The organism is Neolewinella antarctica, assembly GCF_011927835.1.
Taxonomy (GTDB): domain Bacteria; phylum Bacteroidota; class Bacteroidia; order Chitinophagales; family Saprospiraceae; genus Neolewinella; species Neolewinella antarctica.
This window is the reverse complement of record NZ_JAATJH010000013.1, coordinates 1-25,770: the sequence shown is the minus strand read 5'-3', so window position 1 is coordinate 25,770 and position 25,770 is coordinate 1. Positions and strand designations below refer to the sequence as shown.

General features: G+C 54.4%; 13 protein-coding genes. All 13 read left to right on the top strand.

Annotation, left to right across the window (positions count from 1 at the left end; translation table 11 throughout):
- The first annotated feature begins 582 nt into the window (after window positions 1-582).
- A complete protein-coding gene (locus GGR27_RS19390) occupies window positions 583-1,956 on the top strand; it encodes a 3-keto-disaccharide hydrolase (protein ID WP_168040503.1) in 1,374 nt (457 codons plus the stop codon).
- A 53-nt stretch (window positions 1,957-2,009) separates the two neighbouring features.
- Window positions 2,010-3,329, top strand: a complete 1,320-nt coding sequence (locus tag GGR27_RS19385) for a Gfo/Idh/MocA family protein (protein WP_168040501.1) — start codon at window positions 2,010-2,012, stop codon at window positions 3,327-3,329.
- 103 nt (window positions 3,330-3,432) lie between these two features.
- Window positions 3,433-5,151, top strand: a complete 1,719-nt coding sequence (locus tag GGR27_RS19380) for a sulfatase family protein (RefSeq protein ID WP_168040499.1) — start codon at window positions 3,433-3,435, stop codon at window positions 5,149-5,151.
- Window positions 5,151-7,013 (top strand): heparinase II/III domain-containing protein, encoded by a 1,863-nt coding sequence (locus tag GGR27_RS19375; protein ID WP_168040497.1) that lies wholly within the window; start codon window positions 5,151-5,153, stop codon window positions 7,011-7,013. Before GGR27_RS19380 ends, GGR27_RS19375 begins: the two co-directional genes overlap by 1 nt.
- On the top strand, window positions 7,013-9,202 hold the full coding sequence (locus GGR27_RS19370) for a glycoside hydrolase family 3 N-terminal domain-containing protein (RefSeq protein WP_209038009.1): 2,190 nt from the start codon (window positions 7,013-7,015) through the stop codon (window positions 9,200-9,202). The genes GGR27_RS19375 and GGR27_RS19370 overlap by 1 nt, the downstream gene beginning before the upstream one ends.
- A gap of 363 nt (window positions 9,203-9,565) precedes the next feature.
- The gene (locus tag GGR27_RS19365; protein ID WP_168040495.1) at window positions 9,566-10,411 is read left to right on the top strand and encodes a carbohydrate-binding protein; all 846 of its coding nucleotides are present in this window, start codon (window positions 9,566-9,568) and stop codon (window positions 10,409-10,411) included.
- Between the two features lie 101 nt (window positions 10,412-10,512).
- The gene (locus GGR27_RS19360) at window positions 10,513-13,239 is read left to right on the top strand and encodes a glycoside hydrolase family 78 protein (RefSeq protein WP_168040493.1); all 2,727 of its coding nucleotides are present in this window, start codon (window positions 10,513-10,515) and stop codon (window positions 13,237-13,239) included.
- A 194-nt stretch (window positions 13,240-13,433) separates the two neighbouring features.
- Window positions 13,434-15,125, top strand: coding sequence for a T9SS type A sorting domain-containing protein (locus tag GGR27_RS19355; RefSeq protein ID WP_168040491.1), 1,692 nt, complete (start codon window positions 13,434-13,436; stop codon window positions 15,123-15,125).
- Window positions 15,126-15,431: 306 nt separating this feature from the next.
- Window positions 15,432-18,440 (top strand): carbohydrate-binding protein, encoded by a 3,009-nt coding sequence (locus GGR27_RS19350; RefSeq protein ID WP_168040489.1) that lies wholly within the window; start codon window positions 15,432-15,434, stop codon window positions 18,438-18,440.
- A 281-nt stretch (window positions 18,441-18,721) separates the two neighbouring features.
- Entirely contained in the window at window positions 18,722-21,712 is a 2,991-nt protein-coding gene (locus GGR27_RS19345; protein ID WP_168040488.1) for a carbohydrate-binding protein, read from the top strand.
- A gap of 249 nt (window positions 21,713-21,961) precedes the next feature.
- Entirely contained in the window at window positions 21,962-23,311 is a 1,350-nt protein-coding gene (locus GGR27_RS19340; protein WP_209038008.1) for a family 43 glycosylhydrolase, read from the top strand.
- A 96-nt stretch (window positions 23,312-23,407) separates the two neighbouring features.
- Window positions 23,408-25,033 carry a GmrSD restriction endonuclease domain-containing protein gene (locus GGR27_RS19335; RefSeq protein WP_168040486.1) on the top strand — a complete coding sequence of 542 codons (1,626 nt, stop codon included), beginning with the start codon at window positions 23,408-23,410 and terminating at the stop codon, window positions 25,031-25,033.
- Window positions 25,034-25,392: 359 nt separating this feature from the next.
- Window positions 25,393-25,683, top strand: a complete 291-nt coding sequence (locus GGR27_RS19330; protein WP_168040484.1) for a PIN-like domain-containing protein — start codon at window positions 25,393-25,395, stop codon at window positions 25,681-25,683.
- The last annotated feature ends 87 nt before the right edge of the window (window positions 25,684-25,770 follow it).

The following is a 25,770-nucleotide window of genomic DNA, read 5'->3' as shown; positions in this document are numbered from 1 at the left end:
GAAACCCTTCGCTACGCTTTAGTTTCGAGACGCTCCAAGGTTCTAAAATTCTACTTGAGGACCTTGGAGCGTCCTCTGCCGTGAAGCCGAAGGCGTAATTATTGAGGTCCTCCAAGCGTCCGGGGAAAATGTCCAGTAGTATGGTCAACGATAATATATTTGTGGGTATTAATAGTATTACAATCGATTGTTAAAATTTATAATTAGATGCGGTGCCATTAATCCTTGCGCCGTAAGGAATACACATGGTCTAATTGAGTCCAATCTCGGTTCAGAAAGAGACCCGGATACCACAGGATGCACATCTATCTGGGAAAAGACAAATTTGTGCAAGTCACCCTGAGTGTTAACCTTACCCGTTTTGCTTCGTATTAGTATTTGATTGGTAGATTTGCTACTGAGGCAAAGTGCGAATATTTATCCATCCGTTGGAGTTGGCGGGTACGTTAAGGTTGGTGGGCGGTACCATTAGTTCACCAGGCTGTTTTGTCATCACCAACTTTGTTATCTTGAGGCAACGCTAGCCCCACCCGATGGGTACCTACGTGGGGTAGGTAATTTCTACACTTTATTCTGATTCCTATGCTGAAAAATATATTTTGCCTCCTGCTGCCACTGTTGTTTGTCGTGAGTTGTGGGAGCGCCCCCCAAACCAGCGAGACCGAGGTGCCCTGGAAGAACCTGACCGTCGGTAATGATTTGGCTGGCTGGACTTCCCTCGGTGGCGATGCTACCTATAAAATGGAGGACGGCGTAGTGACCGGTACTACGGTATCCAATACGCCCAACACCTTCCTCACTACCGATGAGATGTACGGAGATTTCATTCTGGAGCTCGACTTCCAGGTTGACCCCAGTATGAACTCCGGTGTTCAATTCCGCAGCAATAGCTTGCCAACGTACCAGAACGGCCGCGTTCATGGCTATCAAATGGAAATCGACCCGTCCAAACGCGCCTGGAGTGGCGGAATATTTGACGAAGGACGCCGTAAGTGGTTAGTCAACCTAAAGGATAATCCCGCGGGGCAGGCAGCCTTCAAGCAAAACGAGTGGAATACCTACCGCCTGGAAGCCATTGGCGACAGCATACGGATTTGGCTCAACGGCGTGCCCACAGCGCACCTGGTGGACGACATGACGGCTGAGGGGTTCATTGGCCTGCAGGTGCACAGTATCCACGGCGACAAGGAGCCCGGCACGGAAATCAAGTGGCGTAACGTAAAAATTCTCACCGAGAACCTCGCCCGGTACCAGCGCGTCATCGACCTACCAGCGGTCACCACCCTCAACCAGCTTACGCAGGACGAAGAGAAGAACGAATTCAGCCTGCTGTTCGACGGTCAATCCACCGACCAGTGGCGGGGTGCGAAGTTGACCGACTTCCCGGCGGGCGGGTGGTCCGTATCCGATAAAGGTGTACTATCCATTGCCGCTTCCGGTGGTGCCGAATCCGCCGCCGCGGGTGACATTGTCACCAAGAAGAAGTATGGCAACTTTGAGTTACTGGTTGATTTTCGCTTGAGCGAAGGCGCTAACAGTGGCATCAAGTATTACGTAGATACCGAAATGAACCAGGGCGCCGGTTCTTCAATCGGTCTGGAATACCAGATTCTCGACGACGCCGTTCATCCGGATGCCAAACTCGGCAACCATGAAGGTAGCCGGACACTGGCGTCGGTTTACGATCTCATTCAGGCGGACCCCAACAAGCCCGCTAACCCGATCGGCGAGTGGAACCAGGCCCGGATCGTTTCCAACGAAGGAAAAGTCCAGCACTTCCTCAACGGCACCGAAGTGCTTTCCTACGACCGCTTCAGTCCGGAATTCGAGCAACTCGTAAAGGAGAGCAAGTACGTTGACTGGGACGGTTTCGGCCAACTAAAGGAAGGACACATCCTGCTTCAAGATCACGGCGATCTGGTTGATTACCGTAATCTGAAAATCAGAGCGCTCTAGAACAATAGATACTTTTGTAGGTAAACTATCCAAAGAATCACGAAGAATATAATATGAACAATCGCAGAAATTTTCTCCGCCGTTCCGCCATAGTTGGTGCCGGCGTGATGGCCCTTCCGAAGTTAGCTTATTCCAACATCCTCGGAGCCAATGAGCGCATTAACGTCGCAATAATCGGTGTGCGAAGCCGGGCAAAAGCACTCACGAAAGCCGTTGGTGCCTACCCCAACGCAACCGTTTTATTTACGTGTGACGTGGACGACAAGATCATTGAAAAGAATAACGTCTACTGCCAGGAAACACTGGGCTACGTACCCAAAGTAGAAAAAGACTTCCGTAAAATTCTCGACAACCCAGAGATCGACGCGGTCTTCATCGCTACGCCGGAACACTGGCACGCACCGATGGCCATCAGTGCCCTCAAGGCCGGCAAGCACGTCTACGTAGAAAAGCCCTGTAGCCACAACCCGTGGGAAAACGAGATGCTCGTCAAGGCCCAACAGATGTACGGTAAAAAAGTGCAGATGGGTAATCAGCAGCGCTCAGCCTCTACGTCCGCCATGGCGGTCAAGGACATTTCCGAAGGCATCATCGGCGACGTTTACAAAGGTGAGGCTTACTACGGCAACAACCGCGGCTCGATCGGCACCGGAAAAGTCATGCCGGCCCCCGATCACCTCGACTGGGAACTGTGGCAAGGACCCGCACCGCGCCAGGCCTACCAAGACAACGTCCATCCTTACAACTGGCACTGGTTCAAGAAGTGGGGCACCGGAGAAATCCACAACAACGGCACGCACGAAATTGACGTTTGCCGCTGGGCCATGGGCCTCGATCTACCGAAAACAGTTACTTCCTTCGGTGGGAAGTTCACCTACGATGACGACTGGCAATTTGCCGACAACCAGCAAGTTACTTACGGGTACGACGATGACAAGTTCATCACCTGGACCGGCCACAGCCGTGGCATGGTGAAGCCAAACCGCCCCGGCCGCGGCGCGACGATCTACGGTAGCAAAGGCGCGATCACGCTCAGCCGTAACAACTACGAGCTCTTCGATCTGGGGGGTAACCTCATCAAAGAAGAGAAAGAAAAGGAGCAGAGTGCCACGACCAACACGGTAGGTGCCGGCGGTCTCGACGTAACCCACGTCGGTAACTTCCTCGACTCGATCAGAATGGACGTTGCGCAGAATTCCCCAATCTCGGACGCCAGCGTGACTACGATGATGTGCCACCTCGGCAACATCGCCCAGGAGGTCGGCCGGACCCTACGTATCGACCAGAATACCGGTCACGTATTCGACGACGACGAGGCGATGAGCCACTGGAAGCGGGAGTACGAGTACGGTTGGGAACCGAAGCTTTCGTAGCCACGGTTTTCTGCTCCCTTCACATTGACCCTGCACCCGCGACACGATAGTTAGTCCCGCACTTAGTCGGGACGACCGCGACAAAAATTCTTAAAGTCCTTACATGCACAAATATTTTCACGTCACCGTTTCCGCTTGTTTACTAGTTGCCTCTTGCTTTCTTGTTTCATGCGCGGACGCGGGTGCGGAGGAGGTGGGTGCAGCAAACGAACGACCGAACATCATTTTCATCCTCACGGACGATCAACGCTGGGATGCTCTCGGGTACGCCGGCAACGAGCTGATCAGTACGCCGGAGATGGACCGCCTGGCCCGCGAAGGTGCCTACTTCAGCCACGCCATGGTGACGACGCCGATTTGCGCCGCGAGCCGGGCCAGTATCCTCAGCAGCCGTTACGAACGCACGCACCGGTTCGATTTTCAGGCCAAAGCAATGCGCGAAGAATACATGGCGGACTCCTACCCGATTTTGCTGCGCGACGCGGGCTACCGGACTGGATTCTACGGAAAATTCGGCGTGAAGTACGCCGCGCAGGGTGACCTTTTCGAGGAGTCGGACATGTACGATCGCCTCGATAAATACCCCGACAAACGTGGCTACTACTACAAGCAACTCGACGGCGACAGCGTACACCTAACTCGGTACACCGGCGAAATGGCGCAGCGGTTCATCCGGGACAATAAGGGTGACCGACCCTTTAGTCTTTCGCTGTGTTTTAGCGCGCCCCACGCCCACGACCCCGCCCCCGAGCAATATTTCTGGGAACCCGAAGGAGACAAGCTACTGGCCGACACGCAAATCCCCCCGCCCGCGCTGGGGGACGACCGTTACTTCGACGCCCAACCCCCCGCCGTCCGCAACGGCTTTAACCGCCTGCGGTGGGGCTGGCGCTACGACACGCCGGAGAAATACCAACACAGCGTCAAAGGTTACTACCGGATGATCTCCGGCATCGACCGGGAAATTGCGGGTATTCGCGCCGAGCTGGAGGCAAAGGGCTTAGCCGATAATACCATCATCATCCTGATGGGCGACAACGGCCAGTTCCTGGGCGAACGCCAACTTGCGGGCAAGTGGTTACTTTACGATAACTCCGTGCGCGTGCCCCTCATCGTGTTCGACCCCCGCCGGGGCAAACACCTCGATCTGGACGCCATGGCCCTCAACATCGACGTGCCGGCCACGATGCTGGACTTGGCCGGGGTCGACCGCCCCGCCGGTTGGCAGGGGCAAAGCTTGCTTCCCCTGATGGACGGCGCCGATGACCTGGTCGACCGCGATACGGTGTTGCTGGAACACCTGTGGGACTTCGCCAACATCCCCCCCAGCGAAGGTGTCCGGACCAAGAAATGGAAGTACTTCCGCTACGTGAACGAGCCGGCCTACGAGGAACTGTATAACCTCGAAGAGGACCGGGCCGAAACGATCAACCTGGTCGATAACCCGGACTTCACCGCTACGCTCGACCGCCTACGGGCCAAAACGAACGCACTAACCCTGGAGCTCAGTGACGATCACTCCGCCGCGCCGACGGCACTGGCGGGGAAGTCGGGCCGGGGTAGAGCAGATTTCACCTGGGAGCTGCCGCAGAGCGTTGGTGGCCAGACGGCCTACCAGATAATCCTGGCCTCCTCACCGGAGAAGCTCGCCCTGAACGACGGCGACCTCTGGAATAGCGGTGAAGTAGTCGCGACCGAAAACAGCGCATCCGAGCCCGTTGCCGGCTACGCAGCCGGGCAGCAAGCTTACTGGAAAATTAGGGTGTGGGACGAAGAGCATCGTCTAGGTCGCTACTCCGAGCCGCAAACCATCAGCCAGTAATGCAGCCTTCAGCGATTATTTCCCGTGTCCTCCTTCTGCTGCTCGTAATGGCGGTACGGCCACTGACGGGGCAGGCCGCAAATGATCAATTTGACGAAAGCTACTTAACCGAGCACCTCAGTGAAGCCCACCCCCGGTTGATTCTCACGCCGGCATTAGAAGCAGAACTGACCGCTAAAATTCAGACGGATACGCTGACCAAAGCCTATTACGATCAATTACGTACCGAAGCCTACCGCTTACTCGATACGCCACTGATTAAATACGAACTGGAAGGATTTCGGCTGCTCTTCGTCGCGCGGGAGATGGGGCGGAGGATGAGTATCCTGAGCATGGTGTACCGCCAGGAACGAGACCCGGTCATTCTCGCACGAATTAACGAGGAACTATTGGCTGCCTGCGCCTTTCCCGATTGGAACCCCCAGCATTTTTTGGACATCGCCGAGCTATCCGTCGGCGTAGCGACGGCGGTCGATTGGGTGGGGGAGGACCTTCCGGCCGCAACGGTGACCGCAGCAAAAAATGCGCTGATCAACAAGGCACTTTTACCGAGTTTCGATCTGTCCAACGAGCGGATGGGTTGGATTGAGGGTACGAACAATTGGAACACGGTTTGTCACGGCGGACTGGTGTTGGCGGCACTAGCCGTCGCCGACGATGAGCCCGCACTGGCGACCAAAACCATTCGCCGCGCGCTGGATAAAATGCCGAACTCGCTGGCGGAATACGGCCCGGACGGAAATTATCCGGAAGGACCCAGCTACTGGGAGTACGGCACGGTATTCGGCGTTCTGGCGATGAATGCCCTGACCACCGCATTGGGGTCGGATTTCGGACTCTCCGCCACTACCGGTTTTTTGGAAAGCGCGGGCTTTCGCCTAATCGCCACGGCTCCATCCGGGCTCTACTTCAACTACTCCGATTCCGGTAGCAAAGAGGGTAGTAGTGGTGCCATTCTGTTGACCTGGTTCGCGGGAAAAACGGGTGATGCGCAGTATTTGAAGCCAAACTATCTCGTAATGCCGAAGGTGGCTCAAACGCGGTACGGTGGTCAGGGACTAGTCTGGCTTAGCCAATTCCAGGAAACAAAGCGAGGTAAACAGCCAAGGATTTGGCGCGGACGCGGGAGCACGCCGGTTGTGGTAATGCAAGCGGAACACACCGACCCCCGACAACTCTACTTCGCGGCGAAGGGAGGCCGAACCCAGACCAGCCATGGCAATATGGACATCGGTACGTTCGTCTTTGAACTCGACGGAGTCCGCTGGGTGACCGACCCCGGTAATCAACGCTACTACCTACTAAATAAGATCGGTTTTCAACTTGGCCGGTACTGCCAGGAGTGCGAACGCTGGTCTTTGTTGACCAAGTCAAACTTAACCCACAGCACCCTCACGGTCAATAACGAGCGATTCGACGTAACGGGTTTTGCGCCCATCTCGGAGGTCACCACGGGTGATCGGCCGAGCGCTACCATCGACCTGAGTGCTTTAAACCCAGGATTACTTTCTACGGCCCGGCGCCAATTTACCAAGGAGAGCGATCACGGTATGCTCCTTACGGACGAGTTCGTCGCGACGGATTCCGCACGATTCGTAACCTGGGCCATCATAACGACGGCCGACGTCATTCCCCGGGCGGGTGGGGCTGAATTACGTCAGGATGGAAAGGTGCTCGAACTCACCATCGTGGAGCCCGCCGGCTACAACGTATCCATCAGCCAACTCGACCCGCCACCACTGGCGATTGACAAAACTATTCCGGGACTGAAACGGGTGGAAATCCGCGTTCCCGCCCACACACTTACCGACGGCCGGGGGCGTATTTCCGTACGCCTGGCCGGCCCCCCAACTAAAATATAATGATGCACCCACTACTACTTACCGTCTTCCGCCGGCGTTTCGCCCTCCTGATTGCCCTTCCACTTACCTGCCTGTTGGCGGGGTGTGACTCTGCGACTACTTCCTCCACCGGTGAGGGCGAGTTCGACGACCGGGTGAGTGAACTGATGAGCAAAATGAGCACGGCCGACAAAGTAGCCGAGCTAACCCAGGACGCCCCGGCTAACGATAGTCTCGGTATTCCCCTGATGCGGTACAGCGAATGCCTCCACGGTTTGTGGATCGAAGGCGCGACGGTCTATCCCCAGGCGATCGCCCTCGGTGGCACGTGGGAACCGGAACTGGTGCGGCAAATGACGGACATCATCGCGCGGGAGGCCCGGGCGGTCAACATTAGCCACTGCTACTCGCCGAATCTGGACGTCACTAACGGCGACGCGCGGTACGGACGGGTGGAAGAATCCTACGGGGAAGACCCTTACTTGGTTACCCGGATGGGCGTTGCGTTCATCCAGGGTCTGCAGGGCATGGGCGATGAGTACCTGGATGAGAACCACGTGCTCGCCACGGCCAAGCACTTTGTCGGTTACCCCGAGAACCGCCGGGGCATCAACGCTGGCTTCGTGGACATCTCCGAGCGTCGCTTAAAGGAGATCTATCTACCCCCCTTCGAGGCCGCCGTCAAGGAGGCCCGCGTCGGCTGCATCATGCCCGGCCACCAGGACATGAACGGTATTCCGCTGCACATGGACGGTAAGCGCCTGACCGGTCTGCTCCGGGACGAGTGGGGTTTCGACGGTTTCATCGTATCCGACAACAACGACGTATCGCGCCTCGAACTCATGCACTTCATCGCCAAAAACCGGACGGAGGCGGCCGTCATGGGCCTCAAGGCCGGCGTCGACATGGATTTGGTCATCGGTAAAAGTCCCAAGTTCTCCGCCTACATCGACAACGTACTGCGCGATACCCTGGAAGCCGACCCGTCCCTGATGAAGTACGTTGACCAGAGCGTGCGCCGTATCCTGACGATGAAGTACAAACTCGGCTTATTCGACGATGACCGGGTGTACGCCGATACACTGGTCAGTACGCAGGAAGCACAGGATTTCGCCCTCCACCTGGCGCACAAGGCGGTGACGCTGCTGAAGAACGACGATCAACTATTACCCCTCGACGTCACTAAGTTGAAGTCAATTGCGGTCATCGGCCCCAACGCCGCCGAAGTACGGCTGCCGAACGGTAGGTACACGCAGATGGGTGGCTACTCCGGCATCCCGCCGTACTTCACGTCCGTGATCGAGGGCATCGAAGCGAAAGTTGGCGATAAAATACAAGTGAATTACGCGGAGGGTGCCGCCCTTAAAAGTGAGTCAACCGCTGGTTTCGCGGAAGCCGTCGCCGCCGCCCGGCGTTCCGACGTGGTTATTCTGGCCATCGGTGGCTCCACGGAAACCTGCGGTGAAGGCACGGACCGGGAGACTCTGGACCTGTTCGGCGTGCAGGAAGAACTGGTGAAAGCCATCGAGGCGACCGGCAAACCCATCGTTGCCGTTCTGCTCAACGGCCGGCCCTTAGCAATCAATTACCTCGCCGAGAACATCCCCGCCATCATCGAAGGCTGGTACCTGGGGATGCGAACGGGTGAAGCGTTGGCGGACGTGATCTTCGGCGACTACAATCCCGGGGGCAAACTGACGGTTTCCTTTCCGCGCGGGGTCGGCCAGATTCCGGTCACCTACCTGGAGCGGCCCGACTTCGTTGGCTCCGGGAGCGGTCAGTACCGATTTGCCGATAAAACGCCGTTGTACCCCTTCGGCTTTGGCCTGAGTTACACCACGTTCGCGTACGGCGAGCCCACCCTGCTGGCACCCGCGATCGCGCTAGCTGATTCTACTACGGTTTCCGTGACTGTGACGAATACGGGCGACCGGGCGGGTGAAGAGGTCGTGCAGTTGTACGTCCGGGACGATTACGCGTCGGTCGGTCGCTACAATAAATTACTCAAGGGATTCGAACGCGTGGCCCTCGAGCCCGGTGAAACGAAAACCGTGACGTTTCCGCTCGGCTTTGAGCAACTCGCGCTGTACGACGCCGAATTGGAGAAAGTAGTGGAGGCGGGAACCTTTACGATTTCCGTCGGCGGCTCCTCCCGCGCCGAGGACTTAAAGACCGTTACGTTAACGACAAACGAACCGTCCGCGCGGTAACCGGGCGGATACCGGCGAATCGCCACTGGCGATTCAGATTATTACGCCGGCGAGCGGTCGAACTAATTTTTTCCAACGATAAGCGTACGTACGAAAGAAGGCACTAAGCAGCATCGATCGGTGATCGATCGACTGCACGGTGATGCTATCTGCCGATCGGGAATCAAGCTATTCGCTTCCGTTTTGGCACTAAAATTAGTGGCATAAAATGTTGCAATCCATTGCATTTAATTAATCGTCGGCAGTGACCCCACAATATTTTGCCGTACCACATTCGCAGCTTAGATTAGTGTCCTGAAATACAATATTTTGGCGGTGCCACCATTTGGCCCGTTTTATTTTAATCGCATTAATCTCAATTACATGCTCAACTTTACCCTGGCGAATGTTCGCCCCTTTTTATTTACCGGTTTATTTTGCCTGGCCGGGGCGAGTGTCCTGACCGCTCAGGAGCAGACGCCTTTCCTCGAAACCGGACCCCACGCCATCCCCGGCACCATTGAATTCGAAGATTTTGATAACGGCGGTCAGGGCATTTCCTGGAACGAGATCAACCCCGCGGACAAAGCCCCCAATCAGGGTGGCAGCACCTACCGTGGCGACGCTGACGTCGACATCGAAGACCGCCCGGAAGCGGACGGAATGCCCGCACGCAGAATTGTGGGTTACGTCGGGAACGGCGAATGGTTGGAATACACCGTCGACGTTGCCGAAGCCGGCGAATACTCCATTGAAGCGGTCGTTGGCGTTGGTCGCGCCGGTGCCGAGCTCGGACTGAGCATACCCGGGGAGGACAGCACGCGCGTCCTTGTGGAAAATCAGTACTTTTTCGCGACTGAGGGCTTCAACGATTACAAGACCGTCGCGTTCGACGACCCCGCAACGATCATGCTCAAGGCTGGCGTACAGGTACTCCGCGTCAACATTGTCAACTTTGGCTTTAACCTGGACAACATCACGTTCACCAAGGTAGGCGGTGGCAGCACTTCGGTTTTCTCCGCACCGAAGGTTGCGCAATTAAGCATCTCCCCCAACCCCAGTTCCAACGGTCGTTTTCTGCTGGACGAGGTAGCGGACTGGAAGGTGTACTCACTCGTCGGCCAGATGGTCGCCGCCGGTCAGGGTCGTGAGATCGACTTGTCACTTCTCGACCGCGGTACGTACGTCGTGCGCACCGCCACCGCCATGCGGAAGGTTATTTTCCAGTAGGGTATTAGGGCGCGGCCGCGGGTACCGGGGAAACTTGTTCAGCAGGATTTTCTCGGCACCTGCGACCGCGCCCTCTTTTTATGCTTTAACAACATCATGCCATGCAAATTCGCCACGCGGCCCTTTTCAGTTTTCTACTTTTTAGTCTTTTTACAACCGCCTTATTTGCTCAACCCAGCGTTGCGAACCTGCGCTGCGAGTACCACACCGATCCGGTCGGCATCGACGTGGATGCCCCGCGCCTGAGCTGGTGGATGGTCGACGCGGCAACCGATGCCCACCAAACCGCTTACGAGATTCGGGTAGCCAAATCTACCCCTAACCTCAGCAAAACCAAAAAAAATACCTGGTCCACCGGAAAGGTGACCAGCGATAAATCCACCAACGTGGCCTACGCCGGCCCCGCGCTCGCTTCCGGCGAACGCGCCTACTGGCAGGTCAGAATTTGGAACCAGGACGACACGCCCAGTGAATGGAGTGCCCCCGCGTTCTGGGAAATGGGCCTGACCGAAACCAGCGACTGGCCCGCCGCCTGGATCACGCTCGCCAACGAGCCTACCTCCCCGACGTCGCTACCTTCCCACTACTACCGGAAGGAATTTAGCGCAAAAAAGAAAATCCGCTCGGCACGTTTGTACGCCACGAGCCACGGTATCTACGAGTGCTATCTCAACGGTAAGAAGGTCGGCGACCAACTTTTTACCCCCGGGTTCACCAGTTACCACAAGCGCCTCCAGTACCAGACTTACGACGTGACCGCCATGCTCGGCACTCAGAACACGATTGCGGCAAACGTCGCCGATGGCTGGTACCGCGGCTACCTCGGCTGGGACGGTAAACGGGGCTACTACGGCGACAAACTCGCCCTGCTGGCGCAAATCGTGATCGAATACGAAAACGGCGACACCGAAGTGATCGGAACCGACGCCAGCTGGCGGGCCGGCACGGGCGCTTTCCGCCTTTCCGATATCTACAACGGTGAACGGTACGACGCCCGTAAGGAGCCGACCGGCTGGAAAATGAACGGTTTTGATGACGCCGCGTGGTCCAAAGTAGCCGTGGCCGACATCCCTAAGGATCAACTTGTCGCCTCCAATGGCCTGCCCGTGCGCGCGATCGAAGAGATCACGCCCATCGAAATCATCGTTACGCCGAAGGGCGAGCAAGTGTACGACCTCGGCCAAAACATCGTCGGCCGCGCCCGCATCGTGGTGAACGGCAACGCGGGTGATTCCGTCACGCTGAAGTTTGCCGAAGTGCTCGATAAGGAAGGCAACTTCTTCACCGAGAACCTGCGGGCCGCCGAGGCCACGGATGTCTACGTACTGAAGGGTGGGGGAGAAGAGGTTTTCGAGCCCCGGTTCACCTTTCACGGGTTTCGCTTCATCAAGGTGATGGGCTTCAAACCCACCGTGGACCAGTTGACCGGCATCGTCATCCACTCCGACATGGAGCCGACGGGCGACTTCTCCTGCTCCGACGAACTGATCAACCAATTGCAGAGCAACATCCAGTGGGGCCAGAAGGACAACTTCCTCGACATCCCCACCGACTGCCCGCAGCGCGACGAGCGCGTGGGTTGGACGGGCGACGCGCAGGTCTTCAGCATGACGGCCGCCTATAACTACGACGTGGCTTCCTTCTACACGAAATGGCTTAAAGACCTGGCGGTGGATCAGCTGGAAAACGGCATGGTCACGCACGTCGTTCCCGATATGTGGGACGAGAAGGGTGGGGCGACCGCCTGGGGGGATGCCGCGACGGTGATCCCCTGGTCGGTGTACCAGAGTTACGGCGACGAACGCATTTTGGCCGAACAGTACGCGAGTATGAAGGGCTGGGTGGAGTTCATGCGGATGAAGGCCGGGGAAGACTTTCTCTGGAACAACAACAAAGATTGGCACTGGGGCGACTGGCTCGCCTTCCACTCCGAAAAACCCGATTACGCCGGGTCGGTGACCGAAAAGGACCTGATCGCCACCGCTTACTACTATTACAGTACGAGTTTGGTCCGCCAGTCCGCGGCTATTCTGGGTAAAACCGCCGAAGCTGAGGAGTACGCGGAATTAATGGAACACATCAAGGCGGCGTTCCAACGCGAATACTTTACGCGCAGCGGTCGCCTGGTATCCCACACGCAAACGGCTTACGCGCTTGCGATCACGTTCGATCTCGTACCGGAAGAACTGCTGGATGAAGTGGGCGAATACTTTGCGGAGGACGTGAAAAAATTCGGCCACCTGACGACCGGTTTCGTCGGTACGCCCCTGCTGTGTAGCTCACTCTCGAAAATCGGCCGTGATGACCTGGCCTTTATGTTGCTGAACCGCAAGGAATATCCTTCCTGGTTATACCCCGTCACGCAGGGTGCCACTACGATCTGGGAGCGCTGGGATACGCAAAAGCCCGACGGCTCCATCATCGCGGGCATGAATAGTTTTAATCATTACGCTTACGGTGCGATCGGCGAGTGGTTGTACACCCACGTGGCCGGTCTGCGGACCGACCCGGAGCATCCCGGCTATAAACATTTCTTTTTGGATCCGCACCCTGGCGGTGGCCTGACCAACGCGAACGCTGAATTTGATTCCGTGTACGGCCCGATCAAGTCCGCGTGGACGATTGCCGACGGAGAAATGACGTACGAAGTAAGCATCCCCCCCAATACGACCGCTACGGTAGTGCTTCCGGGTGCCTCGCCGGAGGGCGTGACGGCAACGCCTAATCTTGCGAATACGGTAAATCCGGCGGCCACCGCGGACGGTACGGAAATGACGCTGGGGGCGGGTACGTACACGTTTACTTACGCGCTGCCAGCTAGTCGATAATGCCGTTACGAAATTGCACCGCGTTGTGCGAATGCTTTTGTCTGGCAATTTTATGGCATTACACGTAAGGATTGAATTATAAACCAAACGACACCGTTGCCGCTCCGGGCAGCACGAATTTTAACTCATCTTTTTTCACGGGCAGCCAGCTCTCTGTGGCTGCGCAAACTTCACGGTTTATAAAACACTTTACAATGCTTAATTTTAATCCGGCGAATATTCGCCAAACAGTACTAACTGGGCTTTTTTGCGCGGCTACTATTGGTACGATTACCGCCGGGACAACACCCACCGGCCCCGTTACCGACGACTGCGCCAGCAGCGAACTCATCGTTTCGGGAGGGCAGACGCCATTTGCGGGCGTAATCTCGCTACCCGGAACCATTGAAGCTGAGAACTTCGACGCCGACGGCCCAGATGATACCGTCGACGGTTACCAAGGGGCTTTTGATAAAACGGCGGGCAACGTTGCTGACCCGGGCAATACTTACCGCCCCGGGTCTGACGTAGACATTCAGGATAGGTTCCAACGCGTCTTCGTTACGGCACTTCAGGGTCAAGAATACCTTGAATTCACCGTAAACGCCACGGAAGGTGCCGGTAATTACAACTTTGAATTCGTGGCCAGCTCACTCCGCAACGCCAATCGTACCGTCCAGGTGCAGCGCGAAGTCTGTGACCCGGCAACGATGATGACCTCACTGGTTGACCTCGGTACGGTGACCTTAGTACTAACCACCGGCGGTGATGCCGTTTTTGCAAGCACAACGCTCGAAGACGTCGCGCTGATCGCGGGCGAGCAAGTCTTACGCCTCACGTTCGGCGCTTTTGGCGGCGCTTTGGATCAGGTGATCGTAACCAAGGGCACGGGTGGACCGGTAGACCCGACCGTACAGGGTCCCTTCAACGGCCCCAATACTTTCGTAGACGGTACGCTGGTACTGGAAGTGGAGAACTATGACACCGGAGGGCAGGACGTAGCCTACAACGATACCGGTGATACGCCAGCCGATAACAGCAACAACACTTACCGCCCCGGTGACGGTGTGGACGTCAGAAGTTTTGGTCCGGCAATCGTGATCAACGACAATACCTTCAATGAGTGGCAGGAATACACGATCGACGTTCCCGCCGCGGCGCAGTACGTGTTCGAGTTCCGGTACTTTACCGGGCGGGACGGAGTCATCCGGGTGGAAGCGGATTTTGACGCCGGTAATACGACCCCGGTTGAAGTTACCCTACCCGCGGGTGGCGTGCCGGCGGATTTCGTGATGGCCAGATCGCAACCCATCAGCCTCGGCGCTGGTGTACAGGTGCTCCGTTTCACCGTTGCCGGTGGCGGTTACAACCTGGATAAGGTCACCATTGCCGAGGTGAACCTCCCGGTGGACTGGATGTCCTTTACCGGCGCGGCTAATCAGAAGTCCGTCAACCTCGCCTGGACGACGGCGAATGAGGTAGAGAACGAAGGCTTTACCGTGCAACGTAGTCAGAACGGTGCGCAGTGGGAAGCTTTGGGGTTCGTCGGTGCCAACGAAACCAGTAGCTACCGTTTTGCGGATCAACGGCCCGTCTCAGGGACCAACCTGTACCGCTTGCAGCAGCGCGATTACGACGGTACGACGGACCTTTCTTCCGTCATTCAGGTCAGTTTCGCCGCGGATTTGGAAACCCGCCTTTACCCGAACCCAACCACGAACCGGATCGAGTTCGCCACCCAGCAGACCATCGCCAACGCTCGTTTGCTCGACGTGACCGGTCGTACGCTGCGCATCGTCCCCGGTAACGTCCGTGGGCTGGACGTGCAGGACCTCGCCTCCGGAACTTACTACCTGCAACTGCAGGGTGCGGATAGCGTAGAAACGCTGCGCTTCGTGAAGAAGTAAGTTAACGTGGATGCATTCGACCACGCAGGTGGTCTGGATTCAGGCGGCCGTCCGTAAATAGCTATGGACGGCCGCCTTTATTTAACGTAGGGAGTACACCGTCATTTAAAAACATATTCACCGGAATAAAGCACCCCGTGCAATCGGTCATTTATTTTGCACCCGCGGCCGCGCATCAATCGGATTATACCACACGAGGTAAACCGAGCCGGAGCGGTGAAAAACGGCATCCATCACGCCATCACCATTCACCTTCCAGTTATCTGGAAATGAGACCTTAATTAAATATTCGTGCAACGTAGTTTAATGATTAATAATTGCTTCTTTCTGCTCCTGGGGCTGTGCTGCTTGGGCAACACGGTACGCGCGCAGGGTACGTATCCATTCGTGGTGCCGAACACAATCACGGCGGAGCTGGACGTGCGGACGGGCGGGCAGGAAGCCTTTCGAAACCCGCTGCTCGGCTACAATATTTTTGGGTTTAATTCGGCACTCGAGAAGGAGTTTGTCAGAAGATTCGACCCCATTACCGTCAGGTTCCCCCACGGGCTTTTTGCCAACTGGTACGACTGGCGCACGGACGGGACGCGGGTCTTCGGTACGGAAACGTTCGACTACATCTTCAGGGACCGAGAGACGAGAACCGCCGAAATCGACGAATTAAGTTCGATTGAGACCTTCGACCGCATCAACCGGAAAGTTGGCATTGATGGGCTGGAACAACTGAACGATGAACGCCTCGTCCGCGAGGGCACCGGCTTCGACATAGTCTGGACGTTCAACATGAGTGCCGACGCCGAGGCCGGGGCAACCCTGAACGAAGCCCCGGAGACGCTGGGCTTTTACGACGACCTCATCTCCCGTGGCCTCGCCGTAACGGACGTAGAGCTGGGGAACGAGAATTTTTACCCCGGCCAGCGCAGCTCCTTTATCCCCAATGCAACGGATTACGTGGCCCGCGCAAAGGCCATGGCGCAGGCACTGAAGTCGCGGGACCCCGACGTGAAAGTCTCCATCCCCCTGCTCCGCAGAGGATCTTTCGTCGACCCCAACTGGAACGCAAAACTGACGCAGGACGGAACTTACTTCGACGCCGTGACCGTGCACACTTACATCGGCGCCGACCCCGATAACGCGGACAACAGCGACGATGCGTACAGTACGGCGCTCACCGCGCGGAAAAGCTTGGCGTCCTCGACCAATAACTTCGTGCGTCCTTTCACCACCAAGCCGGTCTGGTTGACGGAGTGGGGCGTACAGTCCGGAGGCCCCAACGCCGCCTCCGTGCTGGGCATGGCGGATTGCTATTTATTCATGGCGGAAAACCAGGACATCTACCAGCGCGCGAACTGGTTCAGCGTGAACGGTAAATTAAATTCATTCGTCGCCTTTACGGACAAAGCGAACGGCAGTAAGGACCAAATAAAGTACCCGCTGGAAAAGACGGCGTACGGCCTGGCCCACGAAATCCTCAATTCCGTACTCGCCAACAGCGTACTGCTGGAAGGAACGATGACCACCCTGGAACTGGAGAGCGGCGTTGACGCCGTTACGGCCAGAGCCGTGACGAAAGACGGGAGAACGGCCGTGTTGATCATTAATTTAACGGATAAATCCGTCCCCTTCACGCTGAAGATCGACGGCACGCCGTACACCGAACCGTTCGTCCACCGGGCCATGCAGTTCGCCACCGTAGGTGAGGAGCGGGAGTTGCCGTTCGGTCAAGACCCCCTGAGCGTAATCAAAGAAGGTATGGGTGACATTACGTTGCCGCCATTATCCATCAGCACGGTGTACTTAGGCGACGACGCGTACCTGGCCAAAACCAATTTCGTGCCGGACGGCGGTATCGTCGAGGCCGAAGACTACGACGAAGGCGGCCCCGACGTCGCTTACGGGGAGAAAGCGGACGGTAGAACCGGCAGCAACCTGACGTACCGGCCGACGGAACTTGTCGACCTGCAAAACTTCGGTTCGCGCATCGTGACGTTCGATAATAAATTTAACGAATACCAAGAATATACCCTGAACGTGACCAAAGCTGATAACTACGACATCATTTTTACCTACGCCTCTAACTCGGCCACCAGCTCCGGACAAATTCAAGTCTCCGTGGAACTTCCGGGTCAGGCAACCGCCGACTTGGGTGGGCGGGTTATGTTGCCGAGCACCCCCCGTGACGCAGCCGGCAACCCCGAGTTTGCCACGGTGACCAAGACCGGCGTTCAACTTCCCGTAGGCAACACCGTGCTGCGATTTACCACCAAGGGTGGCGGTTACGGACTCGACTTTTTCGAGGTCGTACCAACACCGATCTTTCAGGCCGGGTTTCTCGGTACGAATGAATTCACTAACGGCGTACTGGCCCTGGAGGCAGAAGACTACGACGCAGGCGGCCCGGAAGTGGCTTACTTCGACAAGAGTGACGCTACCGCCGACGGTGGTAATAATCCTTACCGCCCGGGTGACGGCGTGGACGTGCGCAATTTTGGTTCCGTTACCGTCATCGAGGGTAATGAATTTAACGAGTGGCAAGAATATACCATCGACGTGCCGACGGCGGGTGAGTACGTGTTTGAATTCAATTACTTTACCGGGCGAAACGGCACCGTCCGCATTCAACCGGACGTTGATAACAATGCCATGACCTTCGAAGTGCCACTACCCCGGGGGGGCAGCCCAACGGATTTTGTGACTAGCACGTCCGGAAACATTAGTTTGGTCGCCGGCGAACAAGTCCTCCGCTTCACCGTAGCGGGTGGGGGGTACAATCTCGATCGAGTAACGATTTCCGAGGCGGTCTTGCCCGTTGACTGGCTGACCTTCACCGGGGTAGCGGAGCAGAAGTTCGTGAACCTAGCTTGGCGAACCGCCGGGGAAGTAGCGAACGAGGGATTCACGGTGCAGCGTAGCGGTAACGGCGTGGACTGGGCGAATCTGGACTTTGTCGCGGCGTCCGCAACGGGCGAGTACGGTTTTCGGGACCAGCAACCGGCCGCGGGAATCAACTACTACCGGTTGGAACAACGCGACTTCGACGGCACGACGGACCTTTCCGTAATTGTCCAGGTCGATTTTGCGTCCACCTTCGCCGCGCGTCTGTTTCCGAACCCCACAACCGACGGAATTGAATTAGTAACCCAGCAAACCATCGTCAACGCCCGGTTGCTCGACGTGAATGGCCGCACGCTGCGCGTCATTAGCGGCGACGTGCGGCGGCTCGACGTGAGTGATCTTTCCGTCGGTACCTATTATTTGGAATTGACGGGTGCGGAGGGGGTACGGACGCTGCGTTTTCAAAAGAGTAATCAGTGATAATATGAAAAAATCGCGAACCAAACTTCATCTTACCCCAAAAGACAGCAAATAGTAGTTAACTGATCTTGCGCAAAAGATTTAACCACATAGCACACGGAGATCACAAAGGATGACTTTCCTTTGTGTTCTCCGTGCCCTTTGTGGTAAGAAAAGAATGAGCTGCGTAAGGTCAGTTAGTTAATAAAATAATCAATAAAAACTGCGCGCCGTACGAGACACCGCAGGATACAATTTACCCGAATTATTCTTATTTTCATTTAAACACAAATAAACCGATTATGACAAAATACCTATTACCCAGAAAACTGGGATTACTAATGCTCTGCGCGTGTTGCCTCACCGGCAGCGTGTTTGCGCAGGAAGATTACCCGTTCGACATCCCCGAGACGATCACGGCGGAGTTGGACGTGCAGACGGGCAGCGAAGAAACATTCCTCAATCCCCTGCTGGGTTACAACATCTTCGGCTTTGAATCCGACCGGGATAAGGAATTGATCCGAAAGTTCGATCCCATCACCGTCCGGTTCCCCCACGGCCTGTTTGCTAACTGGTACGACTGGCGTAGGGACGTAACTCGCCTGTTCGGTACGGAAACGTTCGAATACGTCGCGCGGGATGATCCTAATGACATCAGAACCGCCACGGTAGATGAAATAGACGCCATCAATACCTTCGACCGACTGAACCGGAAATTGGGCATCGACGGCCTCGAACAGCTGAACCGGGAACGGATCCTCGGTGTAGGAAAAGGCTTCGACATGGTCTGGACCTTCAACATGAGTTGGGACGCCGAAGCCGGCGCTTCCACCGACGAAGCACCCGAAACCCTCGCGTTCTACGACAACCTGATCGCCCGCGGTCTCGAAGTGAAAGACGTCGAAATGGGCAACGAGAATTTCTACCCCGGCCAACGTAGCTCCTTCATTCCTAACGCTCCGGATTACGTCGCCCGGGCTAAGGCGATGGGCGAAGCACTGAAGTCCAGAGACCCGGATATCAAAGTATCCATCCCGCTCCTGAGAAGAGGCTCCTTCTTCGCACCGAAGTGGAACGATAAGCTCACCGAAGAACTGGATTACTTCGACGCGGTCACCGTCCACACCTACATCGGTAAGGACCCCGATAATGCTGATAACAACGACGATGCTTACAGTACGGCGCTGACCGCCCGTAAAAGCCTGGCGAGTTCCACCAACGACTTCGTGCGCATCCACACGACCAAGCCCGTCTGGCTGACCGAGTGGGGCGTAAGCTCCGGCGGTGCCAACGCCGTTTCGGCACTGGGTATGGCCGACTGTATTATGTTCATGGCCGAGAACCAGGATATTTACCAACGCGCGAACTGGTTCAGCGTAAACGGTAAGCTCAACTCCTTCGTCGCCTTTACGGAGCGCGAAAACGGTAGCAAGGACCAGGTGAAATACCCACTGGAAAAGACGGCCTACGGCCTGACCCACGATATTCTCCAGTCCGTCCTCGCCAACAGCGTCCTGCTGGACGGTAACATGACTACCCTGGAACTAGAAAGTGGCGTCAACGCCGTAACGGCCCGCGCCGTAACTAAGGATGGCAAGACCACCGTCCTGGTACTGAACCTGACCGACAAGTCGGTTCCCTTCACGCTGAAGCTCGACGGCACCACCTACGATCAACCCTTCATCCACAAAGCGATGCAGTTTTCGAGCGTCGACGAAACGCGTGAACTTCCTATCGATCAGGACCCCCTGAGCGAAATTAAATCTGGCATGGGCGCCATTACGTTGCCGCCGTTGTCCATCAGTACGGTATTCCTGGGTAGCGACTCCGACGCGCAGGCGCCAACGGTAGCGTTGACCTCTCCCGCGGCCTTCTCTTCCTACAAACCAGGGGACGTGATCCCACTGATGGCCACCGCTAGTGACATTGACGGAGCGATTGTACAAGTGCAGTTCACGGTGGACAGCATCGACATTGACACCGCCATCACGACGGCTCCTTACGAAACAACCTTCACCCCGACGGAAGCCGGAACCTACCGGGTTTCCGCTACGGCAACGGACGACGAAGGCACGTCGACGGAAGCTTTCGTACTGATTTACGTGACCAATTTTGTTCAGGAACCTTTCACCGGTTCTCCCATTCGGCTGCCCGGCGTATTCGAGGCGGAAGACTTCGACAAGGGCGGGCAAGACCTCGCTTACAACGATAAAACCCCCGGAAACACGGGCGACTCGGACTATCGTGCGGAAGAAGACGTCGATATTAGTCTGTCCGACGAGCGGGTTGTCGTAACCGACAACACCTTCGGCGAGTGGACGGAATTTACCGTCGCGGTGGCCGATTCCAATAGCTACAATTTTGAATGGACGTACGCTACGAAACGCCCCAACGCGGGGCTAACCGTGGAGTTAATCGGGCAGGGCACAATCATCGAGCGCATCGACCTACCCAACACCGGTGAGTTCACGACTTACCTGACGGCTACCGCTGATTCGGTTGCCTTACCGGCGGGGGAGTACGTCTTGCGCTTCAGAACGATCGACGGTGGATACAACATAGATAAGATTACGGTAACCTCCAACGCCGAGCAGTCTCCGTACGCGGGCATTACCCAACTTCCCGGTAAGTTAGAGGCCGAGAACTACGACATCGGCGGTACGGACGTTTCGTTCGTGGACAACGACGCCGGTAACACCGGTGGCGTTTACCGCACGGACGACGTCGACATCGGCACGGGCGGTACCGGTTTCGTTACCGGTTTCAACGCACCGGGTGAGTGGCAGGAGCACACCGTGAACGTAACGTCGGCTGATTTTTACGCGCTGGACATGGCTTACGCTTCCGGACGCCCCGGTGGCGGTGGTATGATGAGCATCATCCTTCCGGACGCCGGTATGGACACGATCGTAAATGCTTACGAGTTTCCGGTAACGGAAGGTTGGGGCTCCTACGATACCATAACCTTGGATAGCGTCTTCCTGGAAGCCGGTGAGCAAGTGATCCGCTTATTCGTCGCTGGCCGTGGCTACAACCTGGACTTCATCGAGTTCCGGGGTTCCAACGTGGTATCGACCAGTAACTTCCAGAAGCTGGACCGCATCACCGTGTCACCGAACCCGAGTAGTGACGGTCGTTTCTTCCTCGAGAAGGAGGACAACTGGACGATTTATTCACTGACCGGTCGCACGGTCGCGCAAGGAAAAGGTCGGGAGATCGACCTGTCTAATTTCGCGCGCGCTACGTACCTGTTGCGGACGACTACCGGTATCGGTAAAATTATCTTTCAGTAGGGCGCGGCCGCGGGTGCAAGGGATTTACGGTAAATACCAATCTAAATCTCACGACCACCGGCAAAACGTCTTTACCGAGTAGATCAGGAAGTTGCCAACCTGATTAAACTAATTATACGGCAGATCGGCCGTCCGCACATCACCGCGGGCGGCCGATTTTTTGGGTAAGGCGGGTGCGCTCGCCAACGCAGGCTGTTTATCTTGGCTTTGCCGCCTAATCCATTTATTCAAGTTCAAAATATCTTCCCCTTGGTAGTCCGCTCCGTGTTCACCCTGCTCTTCCCCCTTTTACTCTGCACCTGCGGCCGCGCCCCGGCCCCCGTTGCGGCGCCCCCCGCGGAAGTGTTCAAACCCGGGAACCCGCTGATCAAAGACATCGGCATGTCGGACCCGCACGCCCGGGTATTCGGCGACACGGTGTACCTCTACACCGGCCACGATACCTCGCCGGACGACGACCTGTGGGACATGCGGGAATGGCGCGTGTTTACCACTACGGACTTGGTCAACTGGACGCAGCGGGGCAGCATCTCCCCCCAGGATAATTACATGGACGACGACAGCTCCGACGCCTGGGCCGCCGATGCCGCGACGCGGAACGGAAAATATTACTTTTATTTCTCCGACCAGAAACGCAGCGTCGGCGTGATGACGTCCGATTCCCCGACCGGTCCATTTAAAGATCCGCTCGGTAAACCACTCGTTTCGCCGCGCCATGACCCCACTGCTTTTATTGATGATGATGAGAACGAAACACCTTATTTAGTTTATGGTGATAAGGAAGAGTCGTACCACGTCGGTAGGTTAAATGAGGACATGATCTCTCTGGCCGAGCAACCCCGGCCCATTACGATTACGGGGGAAGCGTGGGCGAATGCCCCCAAATGGATGGATAAGAGCTATTTATTTAAATACGATAGCACTTACTACCTGAGTTGGGGTCGGGATTACGCTACCTCCGACAATGTCTACGGCCCGTACGTCGGCCGCGGGGCGGTGGGGCAAGGCCACCACCTGGACCAGTTCGCCCACGGTAGCTTCTTCTGGTGGAAAGGGCAGTTTTACCACGTGTGGTGCTACTACCTCGTTAACGGAAAAAAATACCGCGAGACGATCATGACCTACGCCCACTTCACCGACGACGGCCGGTTGGTAACCGATACCGATTTTCTCGATCAGCATTTCGCGAACGGGGTAGGGCAGTACGACGCTAATTGGGACCGGATCGAGGCGGAATGGTACTACGAAATAGCCGACGGCGCCGGTGCCAAGAAACGGGACGCGCCGGACGGTGGCTTCCAGGTCGGCGATGCCCGCGCGGGTGACTGGCTGCGCTACGCCAACGTTACCTTCGGTCCGGATGCCACCGAGTTTACCGCCAAACTTATTGATGCCGACCGGGGGATGGGGATTGAGGTGCGGATTGGTGCGCCGGATGGTCCGGTGGTGGCTACGGTGGTGGTTCCTGGGGGTGGTGCTGATGCTTTTACGGGGGAGGTTTCTGGGGAGTTTTCTGGGGGTGCTGGGCGGCGTGATGTTTATTTGGTTTTTACTGGGTCGGGGGCGGGGAGGGTTGGGGTTGATTGGTTTGGGTGGTAGTTTGGGTTCGAACTGGAGAGCAGTTTTGTGGAGAATTTGCGCGGATGCTACTGTTCCGCATAACAAAAAGTATTACATTTAGAAAAATTTTAGATTATGGCAAGTTTAGAAAGTGGTGATAAATCTTATTCAACTCTTTTGAATGAAATTGAAACTGGACAGATTAAAATTCCTCAGTTTCAAAGAGATTTTGTATGGTCAACAGAGAGATCAGCTAAACTAGTGGATAGTGTTCTTAAAGGTTATCCAATTGGGACTTTCATTTATTGGCGGACAAATGAGAGATTAAGGTCCATAAAGAACATTGGAAAGTTAGATTTACCAGAACCCGCTGATGGTGAATTCGTAAATTACGTATTGGACGGTCAGCAAAGAATAACTTCTCTATTTGCTACTTTAAAAGGACTCGTGATTAAGAGAAGCAGCGGCAGGTACGATGATTTTTCAAATATATATGTAGATCTAGATGCAAATTTTGATGATGAAATTGTCATATCAGATATTAAAGACCGCGAAGAATACGCTTGCATAAGACTTACGGATTTGATGTCGTCAGACAGGAAGTTTTTAAACAATTTTAGCGACGATAGATATAATAAAATTGAGAAATACAAGCGAATAATATCCTCTTATCAGTTTAAAGGCATTAATTTTAAAGATGCAGAGATTGATGAAGCTACGGATGTGTTTACGAGGCTCAATGTTGGTGGTAAGGACCTTACTCTTTTTGAGATAATGGTTGCAAAAACATATGATCAAGAAAAGAAATTTGATCTCCAGGAAAAATTTACTGAATTAACAAGTGAGTTAGAGGAGATTAAATATGAAACAATTTCTTCGGCAAATGTCCTGCAACTTGTTAGTCTATTGATAACTGGAGAATGCAAGAGAAAAGCAATTCTAAAATTAGACAAGAAAGAGTTTATTGAAATGTGGCCAGAAGCCGTGAAATGTGTGAAGCAGGCAGTTTTTCACTACAAGGCATTTGGAATTCCCGTTTCTCGATTACTTCCTTATAATGCCCTTATAGTTCCAATTTCATACTTCTATCATAAAACAAAAGGAAAACCTAATTATAAGACCTCTAAAATGCTTGAAGATTTCTTTTGGAGAACATCGCTAGGTTTTAGGTATTCATCTTCAGTTGAAGCAAAATTAGTCCAGGATATTGACAAGATGGACCATATAATAGCAGGTAGTCTACCTAAATATGATTGGACTATTGACGTTTCCACAGATAACATAGTGAACAATGGCCAGTTTGCGGCTAACACATCATTCATAAAAGCTATTTTGTGTTTATTTACAATGCAACATCCGAGATCCTTCGATAATGATCAGGAAGTGAACATTCATAATAGTTGGTTAAAGATAGCAACATCACGAAATTATCATCACTTTTTCCCCAAAGGATTTCTAAAGAAGAATAGTCCTGAAATTGAACAATGGCAGTATAACCATATCGCAAACATTACGATTATAGATGGAGAATTAAATAAAAATAAAATTAGGGCTAAAGCTCCTTCTAAGTACATGAGTGAATACATGGAGGAGAACAAGAATATCGAAAATACCATGAAAACACATTTAATCGATGACATCAAAGATTATGGAGTATTAGATGATAATTACATGAAATTTTTCAAAAAAAGGTGCGCCCGTATTAGCTCGGAGTTAATTGATCGAATTATCGTTCAAGTTAAATCTAGTGAAGAAGAATAATGTGCGGAGAATACAGAAACAATGGACAAGTCGCCCTATAGGTTTGAAAATTGAGTTCTAACGTTGTTCTTTCTTTCAGCGGTCGGTCCAACGGTTTTGATTCACAAAACTCCCCGCTCTCCTGTGTCAGCAACGGTTTTTGTGAATATTTGCTTATGACCCGCCTACCTTGCCGTAGATTGGTGTATTTTGTTTTCGATTGAAGATGTGACCTCTATTGCTGCGAACTTTCTGCTCAAATAGCTATATTCTATTTATAAAATTATAAGAATATGGGTAGTACCTAAATCATCGATAGAATGCAAAAGATCAACTATTCCAATTACTGCTAAATTATTGTTTTTTATTAAAACGCAAATATGAACGACTTAGAACTATTAAACAAGATTTACCGGTCTGCGGATAATATTGATTTCTCTACAGTTTGGGGAGAAGCGTTATTTGTGTTTGATTCAAACGTTCTGTTAGACCTATATCGACTTCCAAATTCAGCAACCGAAGACCTAATCAATCTGTTCAAAAATGAGAACATACAAGCTCGTTGTTGGATTCCAAAAAATACGATACTTGAATTTTACAATAATCGGATATCTGCAATTTCAGATCAAAAAAACAAATTTAGTAAAGTTGAAAGCCTTATTGATAAGTAATCAGACAAATTTAGCTTAACTTTTGTAAATTGCCAAATGAATGTACGATTACTGACGCTAACGGATGAAGAACATGCTGCCCTGATG

What these genes read in the sequence shown, in the direction of transcription:
- GGR27_RS19390 (WP_168040503.1), top strand. Translation starts at nt 583, where the DNA reads ATGCTGAAAAATATATTTTGCCTCCTGCTGCCACTGTTGTTTGTCGTG.
- GGR27_RS19385 (WP_168040501.1), top strand. Translation starts at nt 2,010, where the DNA reads ATGAACAATCGCAGAAATTTTCTCCGCCGTTCCGCCATAGTTGGTGCC.
- GGR27_RS19380 (WP_168040499.1), top strand. Translation starts at nt 3,433, where the DNA reads ATGCACAAATATTTTCACGTCACCGTTTCCGCTTGTTTACTAGTTGCC.
- GGR27_RS19375 (WP_168040497.1), top strand. Translation starts at nt 5,151, where the DNA reads ATGCAGCCTTCAGCGATTATTTCCCGTGTCCTCCTTCTGCTGCTCGTA.
- GGR27_RS19370 (WP_209038009.1), top strand. Translation starts at nt 7,013, where the DNA reads ATGATGCACCCACTACTACTTACCGTCTTCCGCCGGCGTTTCGCCCTC.
- GGR27_RS19365 (WP_168040495.1), top strand. Translation starts at nt 9,566, where the DNA reads ATGCTCAACTTTACCCTGGCGAATGTTCGCCCCTTTTTATTTACCGGT.
- GGR27_RS19360 (WP_168040493.1), top strand. Translation starts at nt 10,513, where the DNA reads ATGCAAATTCGCCACGCGGCCCTTTTCAGTTTTCTACTTTTTAGTCTT.
- GGR27_RS19355 (WP_168040491.1), top strand. Translation starts at nt 13,434, where the DNA reads ATGCTTAATTTTAATCCGGCGAATATTCGCCAAACAGTACTAACTGGG.
- GGR27_RS19350 (WP_168040489.1), top strand. Translation starts at nt 15,432, where the DNA reads ATGATTAATAATTGCTTCTTTCTGCTCCTGGGGCTGTGCTGCTTGGGC.
- GGR27_RS19345 (WP_168040488.1), top strand. Translation starts at nt 18,722, where the DNA reads ATGACAAAATACCTATTACCCAGAAAACTGGGATTACTAATGCTCTGC.
- GGR27_RS19335 (WP_168040486.1), top strand. Translation starts at nt 23,408, where the DNA reads ATGGCAAGTTTAGAAAGTGGTGATAAATCTTATTCAACTCTTTTGAAT.
- GGR27_RS19330 (WP_168040484.1), top strand. Translation starts at nt 25,393, where the DNA reads ATGAACGACTTAGAACTATTAAACAAGATTTACCGGTCTGCGGATAAT.